Raw genomic sequence first — 16,762 nt, 5'->3', positions numbered from 1 at the left:
ATTTCGGCCGTGCCTGGGTGCTTCCTGAGTGTCGACTGTTACCGAATCCGGACGTATGAGCGGAACCCGCTCGTTCGTCGTGTCCTCTGAATGGGCCGCGAGGCCGCCAGGCCGCGAGGCCGCCAGGCCGCGAGGCCGCCAGGCCGCGAGGCCGCCAGCCACGCCCTCCGCCAGCCGCGCCCCGCCCCGCCCCTCACCCCGCCATGATTTCCCGTTCCAGCCGTGCTGCCAGGCTGAGGTAGCGGGGGCGGCGGGGGACCGGGACCAGGCCGCGGATGAGGACGTACCACATCTCGGCCATCCGGCGCGGCAGCCGGGCCGCCGGTTCGCGGGAGCGGCCCACCACCCGGGTGCCCACGAAGAAGCAGACCAGGGAGTGGGCGACGGCGTCGATGTCGACGTCCGGATGGATGTCGGACTCCCTCACCGCGCCCATGAGCCGACGGCTCATCAGCTCCAGCCACTCCGCGAACGGATGGCGCAGGGGCGGCTTCACCGGGACTCCCCCGGTGGCGAGCCGGAGCCCCGCGCGGGCGATCGGGCCCTCGACCGAAAGCCGCGCGAGGCCGAACGTGAGGCGCATCAGCGCTTCGAGTGCCGGATAGCCCCGGTCGTCGATCTCGACGGCGACCCGGCGTGAGGCCTGGGACTGCAACTCCATGATGGCGTGGGCGAGATCCTCCTTGGCCGCGAAGTGGAAGTAGAGCGCTCCCTTGGTGACACGGGCGTGCTCGACGATCTCACTGAGGCTCGTCGATTCGTAGCCATGCCGGTCGAACAGATCGGCAGCGGCCGTGATGATCGTCGCGCGGGTCTGTTCGGCGCGTAACTGCCTCGCCATCGACTGGACTCTCCTGGGCCGGTAAAGAACGGGTCATGCCGTTTGTTTCTTACCCCCAGTACACAATAGCTCACCGTGCGAGGGTACCCACCAGGCACTCGAAGACCGTCGACTCCCCTTGCGTCCCGACGACTTGCACATCGGTCCCGTGACCTCCCTTCGCCTCGATCCAGACGGGTTCGTCCAGTTCGGCGTAGCGATGGAAGAACGCGTGGTAGGCCACCGGTGACCGGTCGTCGGCTCTGAGCAGCCGGGCGGCCTGGCGGGCCGCCTCCAGAAGCAGCATGCCGGGCACATGATCGAGCGGATGGTCGAAGAAAACGGGGTGTGCGGTATCTACTCGTAGCTGCCAGCGATCGGGCCCGTCGGCCGGGGCGAGGACCACGTCGGTGGGCAGCGCGCGGTCCACGTCGGTCGGCGCCAGACCGGCCGGCAGGGGTGTCGCGGTCACCGACTCGGGCGTCCGCCCGCCGCGCAGACGGCGGTAGACGGGCCCGCCGACGACGGTGAACGCGACGTCCGCGGTGGCCACCGGTTCACCCTCGCGCCGCACCCGGGCGGTGTACCGGGCGCCGGCCAGGCGCCGGCCGCGGTACTGGATCTCGGCGAAGACCAGGTCCACCTCCGGCTCGGCCGGCAGCGGACCGACCCCCAACTCCCCCGCCACCGTGGTGACTTGGAACTCCTGCATGACGAACTGGTAATCCAGGGGAACGTCGTACTCGGTGTGCGTGATCAGAGTGCCGGCCTGCCGGACCGTTTCGACGACGAGCAGGGGGTCATAAGCGGACCAGTCGGGCGACACGTGTAACCCATGGGCCCGTGGCCACTGCGCGGAGACCGAGAACCGGTCGTCCCCGGCGCGTCGCCAGCCGGTGAGCAGGGTCTCCGACAGAGCCGCGCGGTGCACGAGCTGGCGAGGCACGGTGGTGGTCAGGGACGGAGCGTCGGCAAGCTGCCGCGGTCGAGTCATGTCTCTCCCTACGGTCCCCCGAAGGCCATGGCAGACGGCGAACCGTCCGCTCCGGTAAGCGTTAGAGTACGAGGCGACCGGTTTGTTTTCAATGAGATCAGTCGACGGCATCCTATGATCGGGGCGGAATCGCGGGCGATCACGCGTTCCGGCCAACTCGGTGCCGTGAAGGGGCTCTTATGGCGAAACAGGAGCGCGCCATCCGGACGCGCAGGGCGATCGTGGAGGCGGCCGGCGCGGTCTTCGACGAGCACGGCTACGCGTCCACCACGATCTCCATGGTCCTGGAGCGCGCCGAAGTCACCAAGGGCGCCCTGTACTTCCACTTCGCGTCCAAGGAATCGCTCGCCCACGCGGTCCTGAACGAGCAGGTGCCGTTCGGCGCGGTGCCGCCGCAGTCCTGCAAGCTGCAGGAGATCGTCGACATGACCTTCGTGGTGGGTCAACGGCTGCTGAGCAACGCGTTGTTGCGGGGCAGCGTGCGGCTGGCCGTGGACCAGGAGACCCCGCCCGGGATCGATCACGGCGAGGCGTTCCGGCAGTGGGCCGAGCGGCTGACCGACCTGTTCGAACTGGCCCGTGAGCGTGGCGAGTTGCTGCCGACGGTGAAGCCCCGGGAGACCGTGGAGCTGCTGGTGGGGTCCTTCACCGGCATCCAGCTGATGTCGCGGGCGCTGACCGGCCGCGCGGACCTCGCCGACCGGCTGTCGGTGATGTGGGCGCACATACTGCCGAGCATCGCCGTGTCGGGGGTCCTGCCCCGTCTGGACACCCGGGCCGACCGGGGGGTGCGGGTGCTGGCCTCGCTGGAGGAGAGGGCCGCCTCCTGACGGTGTGCGCAGCACAGCGCGGCGGGCCGGCCGGTGTCCATCCACACCGGCCGGCCCGCCCGTATCAGGTCACGCGGGGGTGTCCCCGCGGCCGTCTCAGAAGGTCAGCTTCCAGCTGTTGAGGGTGCCCGTGTCCTGCGCGGCCACGTCCTGGACCTGCAGCTTCCAGGTGCCGTTGGCGGCCTCGCTCGAGGCGTCCACCGTGTAGGTGGTGTTGACGTTGTCCGCGGAGTCCGAGGTGCTGGAGGCCTTCAGGCGGTACGTCGAGCCGTCCGGGGCCACCAGGTCGACGACCAGGTCACCGCGGTAGGTGTGGGTGATGTCGACGCCGACCTTCAGGGTCGAGGGCGCGTTGCCGGTCAGCCCGCTGACGGCGATGGAGGAGGTGATCGCCGCGCCGTTGTCCGGGACGGCGACCGCGGTGCTGCTGGAGAACGTGGTGCCGCCGGTCGAACCGCCGCCGGTGCCGCTCACCGCCGCCACCGTCTTGGCCGCGTCGGCCAGACCCGCGCCGCAGCCGCCGGAGCAGGCGCCGGGCAGCGCACGGGCGTTGTTCTTGATGGCGGTCTCGATCTGCGCCGGGGTCAGCGCGGAGTTCGCCGACTTCAGCAGCGCGACCAGGCCCGCGATGTGCGGGGTGGCCATGCTGGTGCCCTGGTAGTAGGCGTACGACTCGGTCGACGGCGTCTTGCTGCCGGAGTTCAGCGTGGACAGGATGCCGTTGGCGGTGCCGGTGCTGGTCTGGCCGCCGGGGGCGGAGATGTCCACCAGGGAGCCGTAGTTGGAGTAGGACGCCTTGGCGCCGGTCCGGTTGGTGGCGGCGACCGAGATGACGTTGTTGCAGTTGCCCGGCGAGTGGTTCGCGACGTTGTCGTTGTCGTTGCCGGCCGCCACGACGACGGTGGTGCCGCGGTTCACGGCCGCGGTGATCGCGCTCTGGGTGGCCGAGGTGCAGGCCCCGTCGCCGCCCAGGCTCATGTTGATGACCTTGGCGACGTTGGTGTTGGCGGGCACGCCGGAGACGGTGCCGCCGGACGCCCAGGTGATGGCGTCGATGATGTCGGAGTCGTAGCCGCCGCACTTGCCGAGCACGCGGACCGGGGAGATCTTCGCGCCGTAGGCGATGCCCGCGACACCCTTGTTGTTGTTCGTGACGGCGGCGATGGTGCCGGCCACATGGGTGCCGTGCCAGGAGGAGGTGGAGGCCGGGATGCCCGAGCCGCACTCGTTCGCGTTGTACCAGTCGCCCGGGTCGGCCGGGTTGCTGTCACGGCCGTCGCCGTCCACCGAGACGGCGGTGTCGGCGATGAAGTCGTAGCCGCCGACGATGTTCGCGGCGAGGTCGCTGTGGGCGACGTAACCGGTGTCGATGACGGCGACGGTGACCCCGCTGCCCGTCGAAGTGGCCCAGGCACCGGGGACGTTCATGCCGGCGGTGGTCTCGTAGAGGTCCCACTGCTTGGCGTACTCGGTGTCGTTCGGGTCGGCCTGGGGGGTGTTGAGACGGTCCGGGACGACATAGGCGACCTGTGGGTCGGCCTGGTAGCGCGCGACGACGTCGGCGACGTCCGCCCTGGTGACGTCCTCGCCCAGGTCGACCAGGGCCGCGCCGGTGCCGAGACGGCGCTGGAAGTCGACGTCCGCGCCGGTCTGTTCGCCCTTGGCGGCAGCGTCGGCCTCGGCGGCCGCGTTCGAAGTCGCCTCGGTGGCACCGGACTTGTAGCCGACGATCAGGCGCTCGGCGGGCGTGCCGGGGGCGGCCTCGGTCTGGGCGGCGGGCACGGCGGGGGCCGCGGAGGCGGAGTCCTGGGCGGCGACCGCGGAGGCGGTGGAGGCGGCGGTGAGAAGGGCCGCGGAGAGGGCCGCGGCGGATATCAGCTTCCGCCGCAGAGCGGGTGAGGTGCGCAAGGGCGTGCCTTTCGTGGCCGGCTCCGGGCAGACAGCGCGGAGCAACGGTCGATCGCTTCGGCGTCGAAGCGGAGGGGGGTGGAACGCGATGGCCGGCCAGGCGCGGGAAGCTGGTTCCATCAGGGGTTACCTGTGGTTCAGCTGTGCTGGAACGATAGGCAAAGGAATGGTCATCCGGATACAGGGGAAACCCTCGATCCGGCCGGAAACCCACCCTCGAAAGCCGCGAACCGACCCTGAACGCACCGGGGCCGGTTCCCGTACTGGACTGAACAGACCGTTCCCGCGCCGGCCGAGGAGACGTCCCCGATGTCCCGGATGACCGCACACCGCATCGCCGCCCTGACGGCGGCCGCCGTGAGCCCGCTACTGCTGAACCTGTGGGCCGCCGGCCCCGCCCTGGCCCATGGCGCGCCCACGGAGCCGTCCAGCCGGGTCTACGGCTGCTCCCCAGAGGGCACGCAGACCGGCAGTTCGGCCTGCAAGGCGGCGATCGCCGCCAACGGGACGTCGTTCGCCGCCTGGGACAACCTGCGGGTGGCGAACGTGAACGGCCGGGACCGGCAGACGATCCCGGACGGCAAGCTGTGCAGCGGCGGGCTGCCCGCCTACAAGGGGCTGGACCTCGCGCGCGCCGACTGGCCGACGACCCGGCTGACACCGGGCGGAACGCTGAAGATGACGTACGCCTCGACGATCCCGCACACCGGGACCTTCCGGCTCTATCTGACGAAGCAGGGCTACGACCCGACGGAACCGCTCACCTGGTCCGATCTGCCGGAGCGCCCGTTCGCGGAGATCAAGGACCCGACGCTGAGCAACGGGGCGTACCGCTTCAGCGCGAAGCTGCCCGCGGACCGGACGGGGCGTCAGGTGCTGTACACGATCTGGCAGAACAGCAGTACGCCCGACACGTACTACTCGTGCTCCGACGTGGTGTTCTCGACGGCGTCCGGAACCTCGGACACGGGCGCCTCGGACACGGGCGCATCGGGCACGGACAAGAAGAAGCAGGAGGAGAAGGCCTCGGCTGCGGCCTCGGCGGAGCCGTCGGTCACCGCGTCCACGGCGGCCGTGAGCCCGTCGGTTCCGGCCACCACCGCCTCGCCCGCACCGGCCGGCGCGGACGCACCCGGGAGCACCCCGGTGGCGTCCGCCACCGGGGCCGGTTCGGGTCCGTCCGCGCCGCTGCTGGCGGGCGGCGCCATCGCGGTGCTGGTGCTCACCGGTGGCGCCGCCCTGGCGCTGCGCCTGCGCAGGCGCTGAAGTCCTCGGTTACGAGGGTCAGTTGACGGTGACCGCGGCGGTCCCGTCGGTCACCGGGGCGTACTTGGCGGTGAAGTAGCCGGCGGAGGGGCAGAGCGTCGAGCCGGAGGTGCGGGTGAACGCCTGGTTGGCGAAGGCGATGCTGTTGTCGGTGTTGCTCGCCGTGCCGCTCAGGCCGGAGGCCTGGTAGACGCAGGAGACGGTGCCCAGCAGGGTGCGCAGGACGACCGTGGTCTGGACGGTGGAGCCGCTCGGCGGGGTCACCGCGACGACGCCGTCCGAGGTGACGGTGGTGGTGTAGGGCAGGTTGTTGACGGTGATGCTGGTGACGCCGGTGACACCGAGGACGTTCGAGGTGCAGCTGCTGAACGTCTGGCCGGTGAGCGACTCGGTGGCGGTGCCCGGGGCGGCCGGGTTGTCGGTGACCGTGGCGGTGAACGTGGACGCGGCACAGGAGATGCCGCTGGTGCCGGTCGCGCTGTTGTACAGCGTGGCGGCGGTGCCGCTGGCCAGGGACGCGTTGAGGACGTCGCCGACCGCGACATCGCCGTTGACGGTGGTCAGGACGGCGCCGGCCGCGGAGGCCGGGGTGACGGCCGGGAGGGTGAGCGCTACGGCGGTACCGGCGACGGCAAGAAGGGAGCGGATGCGCATTGGCGGGTGCCTCTCTCTGAACTGGGGGGTGTTTCGGGGGAGTTGGGTGGATCGTGGGTGCCGTTCGCAACGTGGGGGGACGCGACGCGGCGTCCGCCGTTGCCGGCCCGTGACGCCTTCTCCGTACGTGACGGACCGGCAACGGCAGCCGGCCGGTGACCGAACCGGAGGCACTGGACGGTGACTCCGGCCGGGCCGGGCGGGAAGGGGCGACCGGAAGCGGCCCGCGGGGGGAAGCGGCCGTACCGGTGCCGGGTGTGGGATCGGACTCGGGTGGATCCGCCCAGGTGGAGCGGAAGGTCCGGGAGCGCGGTGGTCACCGCGCGGCGGATCCGGCGCCACGGATCCGGGCCGAGCCGCGGATCCGGGCTGAGCCAGGGAGAGTTGTAGACCTGATATTCCGTCAACGTCAATACGTTGAAGGCAAGTTGCTGGTCCGACAGATATATGCAGGGAACATGTGTCGAACTTGATCCACAGGCGGCACATGATGAACACTCTTTTTCCACATCTCCCTTGACCCCTTGGTGTAACCATCGGTAACTTCTGCGTTGGCTACTGCTGCGTAACGTGAAAGCCCTTACGGCTTCCGGGAGTTGCGAGGAGGCGTGCGCGGCAGCCGCTGTCCGCGCCAGGACAACGCGCCACTGAAGCCCGACCCGCACCACTTCAAGCGCATGGGAGCAGACATGGCCTCGTCCCCGGACGTCACGTCGTCCGACGACAACACCCCCGGGAACCCGGAAAACGGTTCCTCCGGCAGACGCGGCCGGGTCCGGCCGCGCCGGGCCGCAGTGATGGCGGTGCCGGCCGCCGCGGTCGCCGCCACCCTCGCGATCCTCACCGCCGAGGGCGCCCTCGGAGTGCAGTTCGCCATCTCCGGCATGCCGTTCGTGGTCACCGGCGACAAGCTCGAGGGAACCGGATTCGAGCAGTTCGGCGCGCTGGACAGCATGATCGAGAACAGCCCCAACCAGGGCGACACCGGCGGCCAGGTCCTGGTCGTCACCTCGGTCGTGAAGAACGGCGACATCACCAACATGTGCCAGGCGGTCGACCTCGGCGGCATCCAGCTCCTGCTGACCGCGGGCGGCGACGGCACGCCGGTGCACGTGGAGAACCTGGCCATCGACTCCGACGTCATCAAGGGTGACGCCGAGTTCCACGGGATCGAGATCGGCGGCGACGCCAGCACCTTCAACAAGGGCGGCGTGAAGGGTCCCGAGGGCGTCTACGGCCAGCAGGCCGACACCGTCCTCATCAAGAACCTGTACCAGCACAACTACGCGGCCACCGCCGGCGTCTTCAAGCTGCCCGACCTGCACATGCGGTTCGGGACCGGGGGTTGCCCGCAGTGAGCCCGTCCAGCCAGTGGCGCACCGCCTTTCGCGCATGGCGAGGGCGGCGGCCCTTCCTCGGCGGGGTGCTGCTCACGCTGGGCGGCGCCGAGATCCTGGTGACCATGAAGGCACCGCTTCCGGTCATCCTGCACATCGGTATGCAGGGCCTGGCGGGTTACCTCCTGCCGACCCTGATGGTCGTCTGCGGCCTGCTGATCGTCTTCAACCCGGCGCAGCGGCTGTTCTACTCCGTGATCGCCGTGCTGCTCGCGCTGGCCACCTGGGTCACGTCCAACCTGGGCGGGTTCTTCGTCGGCCTGCTGCTGGGCGTCGTGGGCAGTTGCATGACGTTCGGCTGGCTGCCCGACCAGGAGCCGCGGGTGAGCCGCCGCAAGCGGCGCAAGGCGGCCCGGGCGGCCGCCGAGGCGCTCCAGCCTCCGCTGCCGGGCGAGCCCGCCTGAGGCAAGCGTTCGACCACACCGGCGGGGCCGGGACTACCTGCGCATCGCAGGAGGGTCCCGGCCCCGCCGGTTGTCTCCGTACGTCAGTACGCGGTGGCCCGCGGTTCCGCCGGAGCGGTCGTGACCGTGGTCTGCGCCTCGGAGACCGTGCCGCTCGCGGCGCCGTCCTCCTTCATCGCCTTGGCCTCGCTCTTGAGGATGCGCATCGACCTGCCGAGGGCGCGTGCCGTGTCCGGCAGCTTCTTCGAGCCGAACACCAGGACGACGACGGCCGCCACGACCAGCAGGTGCCAGGGCTCCAGTCCATTGCGCAGCATGCTCGAGACCTCTCCGTCAGCAATGGTTGCTATGTTGCGCAACTGTACAACCCGACGGTCCCGTGTACAGAGGCCCCCGGGCCCCTCGGCGCAGCGCCAGGGCGTACAGGCCGAGGACGACGGTGAGCAGCAGGTAGTACGGCAGCGGCAGCGGGGTCATGCCGAGCCGGGCGCCCAGCGGGCTCGGCGGCAGCAGCAGCCCGACGGCGCCGAGGAAGGCGGCGGCCCGGCCGACCGGGCCGGTCCCGGCGGCGCCCCGTCCGGTGCGCAGCAGCACCATCACCAGGGCCTGGGTGAGCAGGTTCTCGGTGAACCAGGCGGAGTGGAAGACGGCCTCGTCGTCGACCGCGTCCGGGCCGTGCAGGGCGAGGGCGAGCACCCCGAAGGTGGCGAGGTCGGCGACCGCGTTGAGCGCGCCGAACCCGGTGAGGAACCGCAGGAAGGCACGGGGCCGCAGCTCGGCGGGGCGGCGCAGCGCGGCGGCGCCGGGACGGTCGTACGCGAAGGCGAGCTGGGCGGCGTCGAAGCACAGGTTCTGCACGAGCACCTGTGCCGGGAGCATCGGCAGGAACGGCAGCAGCAGACCCGCCGTGAGCATCGCGAGGACGTTGCCGAGGTTGGAGGAGAGGGTGACGCGCAGATACGAGGCGATGTTCCCGCTGCTGTGCCGGCCCGCGGCGATCGCGTGGCCGACGGCAGCGAGGTCCTTCTCGCCGAGGACGACGTCGGCGCACTCCCGGGCGACCGCGCAGGCCGAGCGCGGCGCGATGCCGACGTCGGCGGCGCGCAGGGCGGGGGCGTCGTTCACCCCGTCCCCGAGAAACCCCACGGTGTGCCCGGCCGCCCGCAACTCCGCGACCACGCGTGCCTTGTCGGCGGGGGTGCAACGGGCGTGGACGGTGAGGCCGGGGGCGGCAAGGCCGGGGGCGGCGGCTTCCCGCGCGGGACGCCCCTTTGCCCCTGGCCCGCGGCCGACGCCCGGATCGCGCGCCGCGCCTGGAGCATGCCCCCCGTCCAGCGCGTGACCCTCGCCCGGAGCATGCCCCCCGTCCAGCGCGTGACCCTCGCCCGGAGCATGACTCCCGTCCGGCACGCGATCCGTGCTCGCCCCCACGGCGACGGCCGGGACCGCACCGGCGCCACCCTCCGCGCGCGGCCCGCCGACCTCGGCCTCCCCCGCGGCATCCGGATCCGTGCTCGCCCCCACGCCGGCAGCCGACGCCGCACCGACGCCACCCTCCACGCGCCGCCCGCCGACCTCGGCCTCCCCTGCAGCATCCGGACCCGAGCTCGCCCCCACGCCGGCAGCCGACGCCGCACCGACGCCACCCTCCACGCGCGGCCCGCCGGCCTCGGCCTCCCCCGCAGTATCCGGACCCGAGCTCGCCCCCACGCCGGCGACCGAGGCCGCACCGACGCCATCCTCCACGCACAGCCCGCCGACCTCGGCCTCCTCCCCGGTATCCGCCCCGATGACGACGCGTTCCGGCTCCCGGCCCAGTTCGCGGCAGACTCGGGTCGCCGTGGCCGGGTGGTCTCCGGTCAGGACGCGTACCGTCACGCCCTGGGCGATCAGTCCGCGCAGGGTCTCGGCGGCCTCCGGGGCGAGGGTGTCGCGGAAGGTGATCAGGCCGCGGAAGGTGAGGCCGCGTTCGTCGGCGGGGGTGTAGGGGCGGGTGCGCGCGGGGCGCCGGGCGGTGGCGACGGCGAGCAGGCGCAGGCCGATGTCCGCCTCGCGCCGGACGAGCGCGTCCAGGCGGTCCCGCTCCCCGTCCGCCAGGGAGCACCGGTCCAGGACGTCCTCCACCGCGCCCTTGACGACCAGCATGTGAGTGCCGGGGCGCGGACCGCGCACCACGGCGGTGGCCAGTCGCCGTACGGGGTCGTAGGGGACGGCGTCCACCGCGTCGTACGCCTCCGGGTCGTACGCGCCCAGGGGCTCGGCCGCCTCCAGAAGCGCCTCGTCGAGCGAGTCCGGCTCGGGGAGTTCGGCGAGTTGGAGGGTCCACCAGGCGTTGACGGCGGCCCAGTGCAGGGCGGTGGGGTCGTCGTGGCCGTCCGGGCCGAGGGAGCGGTCGACGACCGGGCGGTCCTGGGTGAGGGTGCCCGTCTTGTCCACGCAGAGGACGTCGATCGCGCCGAGGTCGTGCAGGGCGGGCAGCCGTTTGACGATCACGCCGTGGGTACGGGCGAGCAGCGCCGCGCCCCGGGCCAGACACGTGGTGACGATCACCGGGAGCATCTCGGGCGTGAGGCCGACGGCCACCGCGACCGCGAAGGGCAGGGTCTCCAGGCCCCGGCCGCGCAGAGCGGCGTTCGCCATCAGCACGAGCGGCGGGGTGAGCAGCATGAAGCGGATCAGCACCCACGAGATGCCGTGCACGGACCGGTCGAACGCGCTCGCCTCCCGCCGCCCGGGCCCGTCGAGGGCGGCGGCGACCCGGGTGCGTGCCCCGGTGGCGAGGACCACGGCGGTGGCGCTGCCGGAGGCGACGTCGCTGCCCTGGAAACAGAGGTGGGACTCGGCGCCGGGGTCCGGTGTCTGCGCGGCCGACTTCGCGACCGGCGCCGACTCGCCCGTCAGCGCGGCCTGGTGCACGGTGAGGCCGCGGGCGCGCAGCAGTCGTACGTCCGCCGGGACGAGGTCCCCGGGGCCGAGCCGGATCACATCGCCCGGCACGAGGTCGGCGACCGGCAGTTCGCGGGGGCGGGGCGGCTCCCCGTCGGACGGGCGGCGCAGCACGGTGGCCGTGCCCGCGACCAGCTGACGCAGTGCGGCCAGGGACCGGTCGGCGCGGTGCTCGCCGCTCGCCCGGAGCGCGACGCTGAGCGCGACGAGCGCGAGGATCACGGCGGCGGTGCCCCAGGAGGCGACGAGCGCGGACACCAGGCCGAGGACGAGCAGTACGGCGGTGAAGGGGTCCCGGGTGCCGCGCAGCAGCAGCCGGGGCCAGGAGGCGGGGCGGGCCGCGGGCGGCGTGTTGTCGCCGGTGTCGGCGAGCCGGGCGGCGGCCTCGGCGTCGGTCAGCCCGCGCGGCCCGCTCTCCAGACGACGCAGCACCTGCAGGGCGGTACCGTCGGCGCCGACGGCGCCTTCGGCGGGTGCGGGTGCGGGTGCCTCAGAGGCCACGGAGACGGGCGACCGGATGCACGGCCCCGGCGACGCTGTCGGCGCCGACAGCACGGTCGGATCGGTCGGCGCGGTCGGATCGGTCGGCTCGATCGGCGAGGCGGTCCATGGCCAGGCGGACGACGTCGACGACGTCCGGGGCGTCCACGAAGTAGACCTGGCGGCGGCCCTCGCGGCGGGAGCGGACGAGGCCGGCCAGCTTCAGCTTGGTCAGGTGCTGGCTGACGGCCGGCAGCGCGCCGCCGACCCGCTCGGCGAGCCCGGTCACATCGCTCTCGCCGTGGGCCAGTGCCCACACGATGTGCAGCCGGGCCGGGGAGGCGAGCAGCCCGAAGGTCTCGGCCGCGTGCGCGAGCACCTCGGCGCCGGGATCCTCGTACGCCACGGTGGTCGACCTCCTCGGCTGGGCGTGAACCGGTTCAGTGTAGGGGGCGGTCGGTTACGGGCCCGTACGCCTGTTCAACTGTCCTACGGGAGTGGGAGGTTGGACGCATGAGCCCTGAAGAGATCGGCACCGGGACGGCGCACTCCGCGCGGATCTACGACTACATCATCGGCGGCGAGGACCACTTCCCGGCGGACCGCGAGGCGGGCGACGCCATGGTCCGGGAGTGGCCCGCGCTCCCCGTGCACATGCGGGCCAACCGCGACTTCATGAACCGCGCGGTCGGCCATCTGGCCCGGGAGGCGGGCATCCGCCAGTTCCTCGACATCGGCAGCGGCATCCCCACCTCCCCCAACCTCCACGAGATCGTCCAGGCCGAGGCCCCGGACGCGCGGGTGGTGTACGTCGACCACGACCCGCTCGTCCTCACCCTCTCCCGCAACCTGCTGGGCGGCACGGACAAGGGGCGCACCGCCTACCTCGAGGCCGACATGCGCGACCCGGCGGGGATCCTGGCCTCACCGGAGTTCCGCGCGACGCTGGACCCGGGGCAGCCCGTCGCCCTCACCGTGATCGCGATCGTGCACTTCCTGCTCGACGAGCACGACGCCGTCGGGATCGTGCGCCGACTGCTCGACCCGCTGCCCTCGGGCAGTTACCTCGCGATGTCCGTCGGCACCGCGGACTTCGCGCCCGACGAGGTGGGCCGGGTGGCCCGGGAGTACGCGGCCCGCGGCATGCCGATGCGGCTGCGCACCCGCGCGGAGGCCGCCGCGTTCTTCACCGGGCTCAACCTCGTCGACCCCGGCATCGTCCAGGTGCACCGCTGGCGCCCCGACGGCACGGGCACCGAGGTGCTGCGCGACGAGGACATCGCGATGTACGGGGCGGTGGCACGCAAACCCTGAGCCCGCCACGGCCCGGCGCACTGCGTGACCCGGTGCACTCCGCAATTTTGACGATCATTCAATCCACCTGCGGCTATGCTCCCTTTCGCCCCCTCCGGTCCCGTCCCACATCACGATGCGGCAGCAGCACCTCACCCCAAGTGGTTGTTTACTTGACTACCAGCGGTCACACACGGTTGGCTCCGAGCCAGCGATAGCGTCTCGCCGGCGCCCACCCCGTCGCTCCGGCGGCGCACGCCCCGTCCTCATGCTCTGCCGCACAGCGAGGTGCAGCCCCCCATGAACAGTCCTCTCCCCTCCTCCCCGCCCCCAAGACCCTCCGGCCCCACCGGAACCGTGCGTCTGACCGTCCTCGCGGTCAGCTGCGCCCTCTTCCTCGCCGGCTGCTCCGGCGACGGCTCGTCCGGCTCGGACGGGGCGCGCGGCTCCGGCGACCGGATGAAGGTCGCGCTGGTCACCCACGGCGCCAAGGGCGACGCCTTCTGGGAGCTGGTGCGCAAGGGCGCGGAGGCGGCGGCCGCCAAGGACAACGTCGATCTGAGCTATACGAGCGACGCCGACGGGGCCGGACAGGCCGCTCTGGTGCGGGACGCGGTCCGCGACAAGGTGGACGGCATCGCGGTGACGCTGGCCAAGCCGCAGGCGATGAGGAGCCCGGTGGCCGCGGCGAAGGCGGCCGGGATACCCGTGGTCGGTCTCAACTCCGGTATAGACGCCTGGCAGTCGACGGGACTGCTGGAGTACTTCGGCCAGGACGAGAGCGTCGCGGGCCGCGCGGTCGGCGCCAAGCTCGACGGCCTCGGCGCGAAGCACGCCCTGTGCGTCATCCACGAGCGCGGCAACATCTCGCTGGAGGCCCGCTGCGCCGGGGTGAAGAAGACGTTCACCGGAGAGACCGAGATGCTCTACGTCGACGGGACCGACATGGACGCGATGTCCGCCGCCGTGGAGGCACACCTCCAGCAGGATCCCGGCATCGACGAAGTGATCGCCAACGGGGCGCAGTTCGCGCTCGCCTCGGTCGACGCGGCGAAGAAGGCGGGCAGCAAGGCGAAGGTCGCCACCTTCGACCTCAACAAGGACCTGGTCGGAGCGGTCCGCGACGGCAGTGTCCAGTTCGCGGTGGACCAACAGCCGTATCTCCAGGGTTATCTGGCCGTGGACGCGCTCTGGCTGTACCGGACGAACGGCAACATCAGCGGAGGCGGTGTGTCCCCCGTCCTGACGGGGCCGGCCTTCGTCACGAAGAGCAATGTCTCCGACGTGGCGCGGTTCGCCGCCGACGGAACGCGCTGACCCGGCGGTTCCCGCCGGTCCCCCGACCCCCTTCCCCGCATCCCGCTCCCCGCTGATCACCCTAGGACGACCATGTCTCCACGGACAGGTGCCCGGCGCCGGCGTCTCGGCTCCATACGTCTCTCCCTGATCCTCCTGGCGCTGGTGCCCAGTGTCACCCTCGCCGCCATGTGGGGTGTGACGACGATCCAGATGTTCTCGGAGGGACTGCGGCTGCGCACGCAGACCGAACTGAGCCGCTCCACCGGCGCGATGGGCACCGAGGCGACCCTCGCGCTGCAGCAGGAGCGCAGTCTGTCGGCCGTGTGGCTGGCCTCGGGGGGCGGCAGCGCCCGGGCCGCCCTGGACGCGCAGCGCGGGAGGACGGACACGGCGGTCGCCAAGCTGGTCTCCCGGGCCGACGACATCCAGCAGGCGCCCGAGCGGGTCAAGGACCAGTTGTACTCGGTCGTCGCCTCGGTGAGCAGCCTGGAGTACTACCGTGGCCAAGTGGACCGTCCCACCGGCATCACCGCCGCGCAGGCCCTGGACCAGTACACCTCGATCATCGACGTGCAGATCCACGCCTTCCAGGAGCTGTCGCAGGTCGACGACGGCGACCTCACCTCGCAGGCCGGCCCGCTCGTCGCCCTGGAGCACGCGGCGGAACTGGTCTCGGAGGAGGACCTCCGGCTGACCCTGGCCGGGCCCCAGGGGCGGATGGACCAGAAGACGTGGTCGCAGTTCGCCCAGCTGGTGAACACCCGGCGCTGGCTGGTGGAGGACCAGATCGTCCCCTCCCTCACCGGTGCCGCGAAGACCGAGACCGAGAAGATCCTCACCAGCTACCAGTGGCAGATCCTGCAGTCCATCGAGGACAAGGTGCTCGCGGCCGGGGCCGACCGGGACAAGAAGGGCCTGGTCGTCCTGCCGGATGTGCAGAAGCAGTGGCGGGCCGCGCTCATCGAGGTCTCCGAGCAGTACTCGGCGCTCATCCAGCGGCAGACCACGACACTGCTCCAGCACAGCGCGGACAACGCGCGCGGACTGCTCATCAAGGCCGCCTCGCTGAGCGCCGGCGGTCTCGTCGCGCTGCTGCTGTGCGTCGGCATGTCCTGGCGGATCACCCGGTCGCTGTCCCGGCGGCTGCGCGGCCTGCGGATGGCGACGCTCAGCCTGGCACAGGAACGGCTCCCGGACGTGGTGGCGCGGCTGGACCGGGGAGAGACTGTCGACGTGGACTCGGCGACCCCGCCGCTGGACTACGGCGGCGACGAACTCGGCCAGGTGGCCAAGGCGTTCAACACGGCGCAGCGCACCGCCGTGCACACCGCGGTCGAACTCGCCGACACCCGGCGGGGGTTCCAGAAGGTCATCCTCGGCATCGCCCGGCAGAGCCAGAACCTGGTCAACCTGCAGCTCAGCAAGCTCGACGCGCTGGAGCGCACCCACCAGGACCCGGAGGTCCTCAAGGGGCTGTACGAACTCGACTCCACGGCCAGCCAGTTGCGCCGGTACGAGGAGAACCTCGTCATCATCAGCGGGGGCCGGCCCGGGCGCAGCTGGTCGGAGCCGGTGGCGCTGATCGACATCCTGCGCAGCGCGGTCGGTGAGGTCGCCCAGTACCAGCGGGTGGAGGTGCACACCGAGGAGGACCTCTACATCGCCCCGCCCGCGGTGGCCGACGTGATCCATCTACTGGCCGAGCTGATCGACAACGCGACCTCGTACTCGCCGGCGCCGAGTCCGGTCGGGGTGCGGGCGGCGATGGTGGCCAGGGGGCTGGCGATCGAGGTCGAGGACCGCGGTCTCGGGCTGTCCGAGGAGGACTACGACTCCTTCAACGCGCAGTTGGCGGTGGCCCCGCAGTTCGACGTGGTGGCGCTCGCCGACGACCTGCGGCTCGGCATGTTCGTGATCGCCCGGCTGGCCACCCGGCACGGCATCGCCGTGACCCTGCGCCCCTCGCCGTACGGCGGTGTCACGGCGATCGTCCTGGTCCCGCACGACATCGTGGTCCGCGAGATCACCGAGCCGCTCCCCCCGGCCGCGCCGGAGGCGGTCGACACGATACGCAGGCTGTCGGAGGCGCTGCGGGAACTGCCGGACGAGGAGCAGCCGGCGCAGTCCACGCCGGCCCGGGAGCCGTCGACCCCGGAACCGGCCGACGCCATGCCCGAGCACTCCGATACGACGCCGAAGCCAACCGCCACGACGAGCGCAGGTCCCGGCCCGAGCGGGGACCCGGCCGACACGACGGGCGCACAGCCCGGCACGACCCCGGAACCGGCCGGTGCGGCAGGGGCCTCGGCCGGGCCCGAGCCCGAGCACGGCAGGGCCCAGGGCAAGCGGGCCGTGCCGCTGCCGAGGCGTGACAAGGCCGCCGCGATCCAGGAGGCCTCCGCACCACCCGGCGGCCCGAGGAACACGACCCGCACCTCACCGTCCCCCGCTCCGGCCTCCCCGGCCCCGGC

The 16,762-nt window shown here is 72.0% G+C and carries 13 protein-coding genes and 1 pseudogene; 7 read left to right on the top strand and 7 right to left on the bottom strand.

Annotated elements, in window-relative coordinates; translation table 11 throughout:
• Nucleotides 1-193: 193 nt before the first annotated feature.
• Both ABZ464_RS45740 and ABZ464_RS45735 read right to left on the bottom strand, forming a co-directional pair.
• Complete coding sequence (locus ABZ464_RS45740; protein WP_359287872.1) at nucleotides 194-841, bottom strand: ScbR family autoregulator-binding transcription factor; 648 nt, start codon at nucleotides 839-841, stop codon at nucleotides 194-196.
• A 70-nt stretch (nucleotides 842-911) separates the two neighbouring features.
• Nucleotides 912-1,814 carry a ScbA/BarX family gamma-butyrolactone biosynthesis protein gene (locus tag ABZ464_RS45735; protein WP_359287871.1) on the bottom strand — a complete coding sequence of 301 codons (903 nt, stop codon included), beginning with the start codon at nucleotides 1,812-1,814 and terminating at the stop codon, nucleotides 912-914.
• Between the two features lie 179 nt (nucleotides 1,815-1,993).
• Here ABZ464_RS45735 and ABZ464_RS45730 point away from each other — a divergent pair, with 179 nt between their 5' ends.
• Nucleotides 1,994-2,644: a ScbR family autoregulator-binding transcription factor gene (locus ABZ464_RS45730; RefSeq protein WP_359287870.1), complete on the top strand. Its 651-nt coding sequence runs from the start codon at nucleotides 1,994-1,996 to the stop codon at nucleotides 2,642-2,644.
• A 96-nt stretch (nucleotides 2,645-2,740) separates the two neighbouring features.
• Here ABZ464_RS45730 and ABZ464_RS45725 read toward each other — a convergent pair whose 3' ends face one another.
• Nucleotides 2,741-4,552 carry a S8 family serine peptidase gene (locus ABZ464_RS45725; RefSeq protein ID WP_359287869.1) on the bottom strand — a complete coding sequence of 604 codons (1,812 nt, stop codon included), beginning with the start codon at nucleotides 4,550-4,552 and terminating at the stop codon, nucleotides 2,741-2,743.
• Nucleotides 4,553-4,861: 309 nt separating this feature from the next.
• Here ABZ464_RS45725 and ABZ464_RS45720 point away from each other — a divergent pair, with 309 nt between their 5' ends.
• Nucleotides 4,862-5,818, top strand: coding sequence for a lytic polysaccharide monooxygenase (locus tag ABZ464_RS45720; protein WP_359287868.1), 957 nt, complete (start codon nucleotides 4,862-4,864; stop codon nucleotides 5,816-5,818).
• Between the two features lie 18 nt (nucleotides 5,819-5,836).
• On the opposite strand, the gene ABZ464_RS45715 is transcribed toward ABZ464_RS45720, so the two are convergent.
• The gene (locus ABZ464_RS45715; protein ID WP_359287867.1) at nucleotides 5,837-6,472 is read right to left on the bottom strand and encodes a Tat pathway signal sequence domain protein; all 636 of its coding nucleotides are present in this window, start codon (nucleotides 6,470-6,472) and stop codon (nucleotides 5,837-5,839) included.
• A gap of 689 nt (nucleotides 6,473-7,161) precedes the next feature.
• On the opposite strand from ABZ464_RS45715, the gene ABZ464_RS45710 reads away from it, so the two are divergent.
• Entirely contained in the window at nucleotides 7,162-7,830 is a 669-nt protein-coding gene (locus tag ABZ464_RS45710; RefSeq protein WP_359287875.1) for a DUF6230 family protein, read from the top strand.
• The gene (locus tag ABZ464_RS45705; protein ID WP_359287866.1) at nucleotides 7,818-8,273 is read left to right on the top strand and encodes a DUF6114 domain-containing protein; all 456 of its coding nucleotides are present in this window, start codon (nucleotides 7,818-7,820) and stop codon (nucleotides 8,271-8,273) included. The genes ABZ464_RS45710 and ABZ464_RS45705 overlap by 13 nt, the downstream gene beginning before the upstream one ends.
• A gap of 83 nt (nucleotides 8,274-8,356) precedes the next feature.
• Here ABZ464_RS45705 and tatA read toward each other — a convergent pair whose 3' ends face one another.
• From tatA to ABZ464_RS45690, 3 genes are read right to left on the bottom strand one after another with little or no spacing between them, the layout of a single operon-like run.
• A complete protein-coding gene (gene tatA / locus ABZ464_RS45700) occupies nucleotides 8,357-8,590 on the bottom strand; it encodes a Sec-independent protein translocase subunit TatA (RefSeq protein ID WP_359287865.1) in 234 nt (77 codons plus the stop codon).
• Nucleotides 8,591-8,606: 16 nt separating this feature from the next.
• On the bottom strand, nucleotides 8,607-11,720 hold the full coding sequence (locus ABZ464_RS45695; RefSeq protein WP_359287864.1) for an HAD-IC family P-type ATPase: 3,114 nt from the start codon (nucleotides 11,718-11,720) through the stop codon (nucleotides 8,607-8,609).
• Nucleotides 11,710-12,105, bottom strand: a complete 396-nt coding sequence (locus tag ABZ464_RS45690) for a metalloregulator ArsR/SmtB family transcription factor (protein WP_359287863.1) — start codon at nucleotides 12,103-12,105, stop codon at nucleotides 11,710-11,712. The genes ABZ464_RS45695 and ABZ464_RS45690 overlap by 11 nt, the downstream gene beginning before the upstream one ends.
• Nucleotides 12,106-12,212: 107 nt before the next feature.
• On the opposite strand from ABZ464_RS45690, the gene ABZ464_RS45685 reads away from it, so the two are divergent.
• The 3 genes and pseudogenes from ABZ464_RS45685 to ABZ464_RS45675 form a co-directional block, all read left to right on the top strand.
• On the top strand, nucleotides 12,213-13,013 hold the full coding sequence (locus ABZ464_RS45685; RefSeq protein ID WP_359287862.1) for an SAM-dependent methyltransferase: 801 nt from the start codon (nucleotides 12,213-12,215) through the stop codon (nucleotides 13,011-13,013).
• A 279-nt stretch (nucleotides 13,014-13,292) separates the two neighbouring features.
• Nucleotides 13,293-14,309, top strand: coding sequence for a substrate-binding domain-containing protein (locus ABZ464_RS45680; protein WP_359287861.1), 1,017 nt, complete (start codon nucleotides 13,293-13,295; stop codon nucleotides 14,307-14,309).
• A gap of 72 nt (nucleotides 14,310-14,381) precedes the next feature.
• A pseudogene (locus tag ABZ464_RS45675) lies at nucleotides 14,382-16,604 on the top strand (nitrate- and nitrite sensing domain-containing protein); the annotation flags it as partial.
• Between the last annotated feature and the right edge of the window lie 158 nt (nucleotides 16,605-16,762).

It is taken from the genome of Streptomyces sp. NPDC005820, assembly GCF_040630255.1.
Classification (GTDB): Bacteria; Actinomycetota; Actinomycetes; order Streptomycetales; family Streptomycetaceae; genus Streptomyces.
Note: the sequence above shows the minus strand (reverse complement) of the source record. Positions and strands in the feature narration are given on the sequence as shown.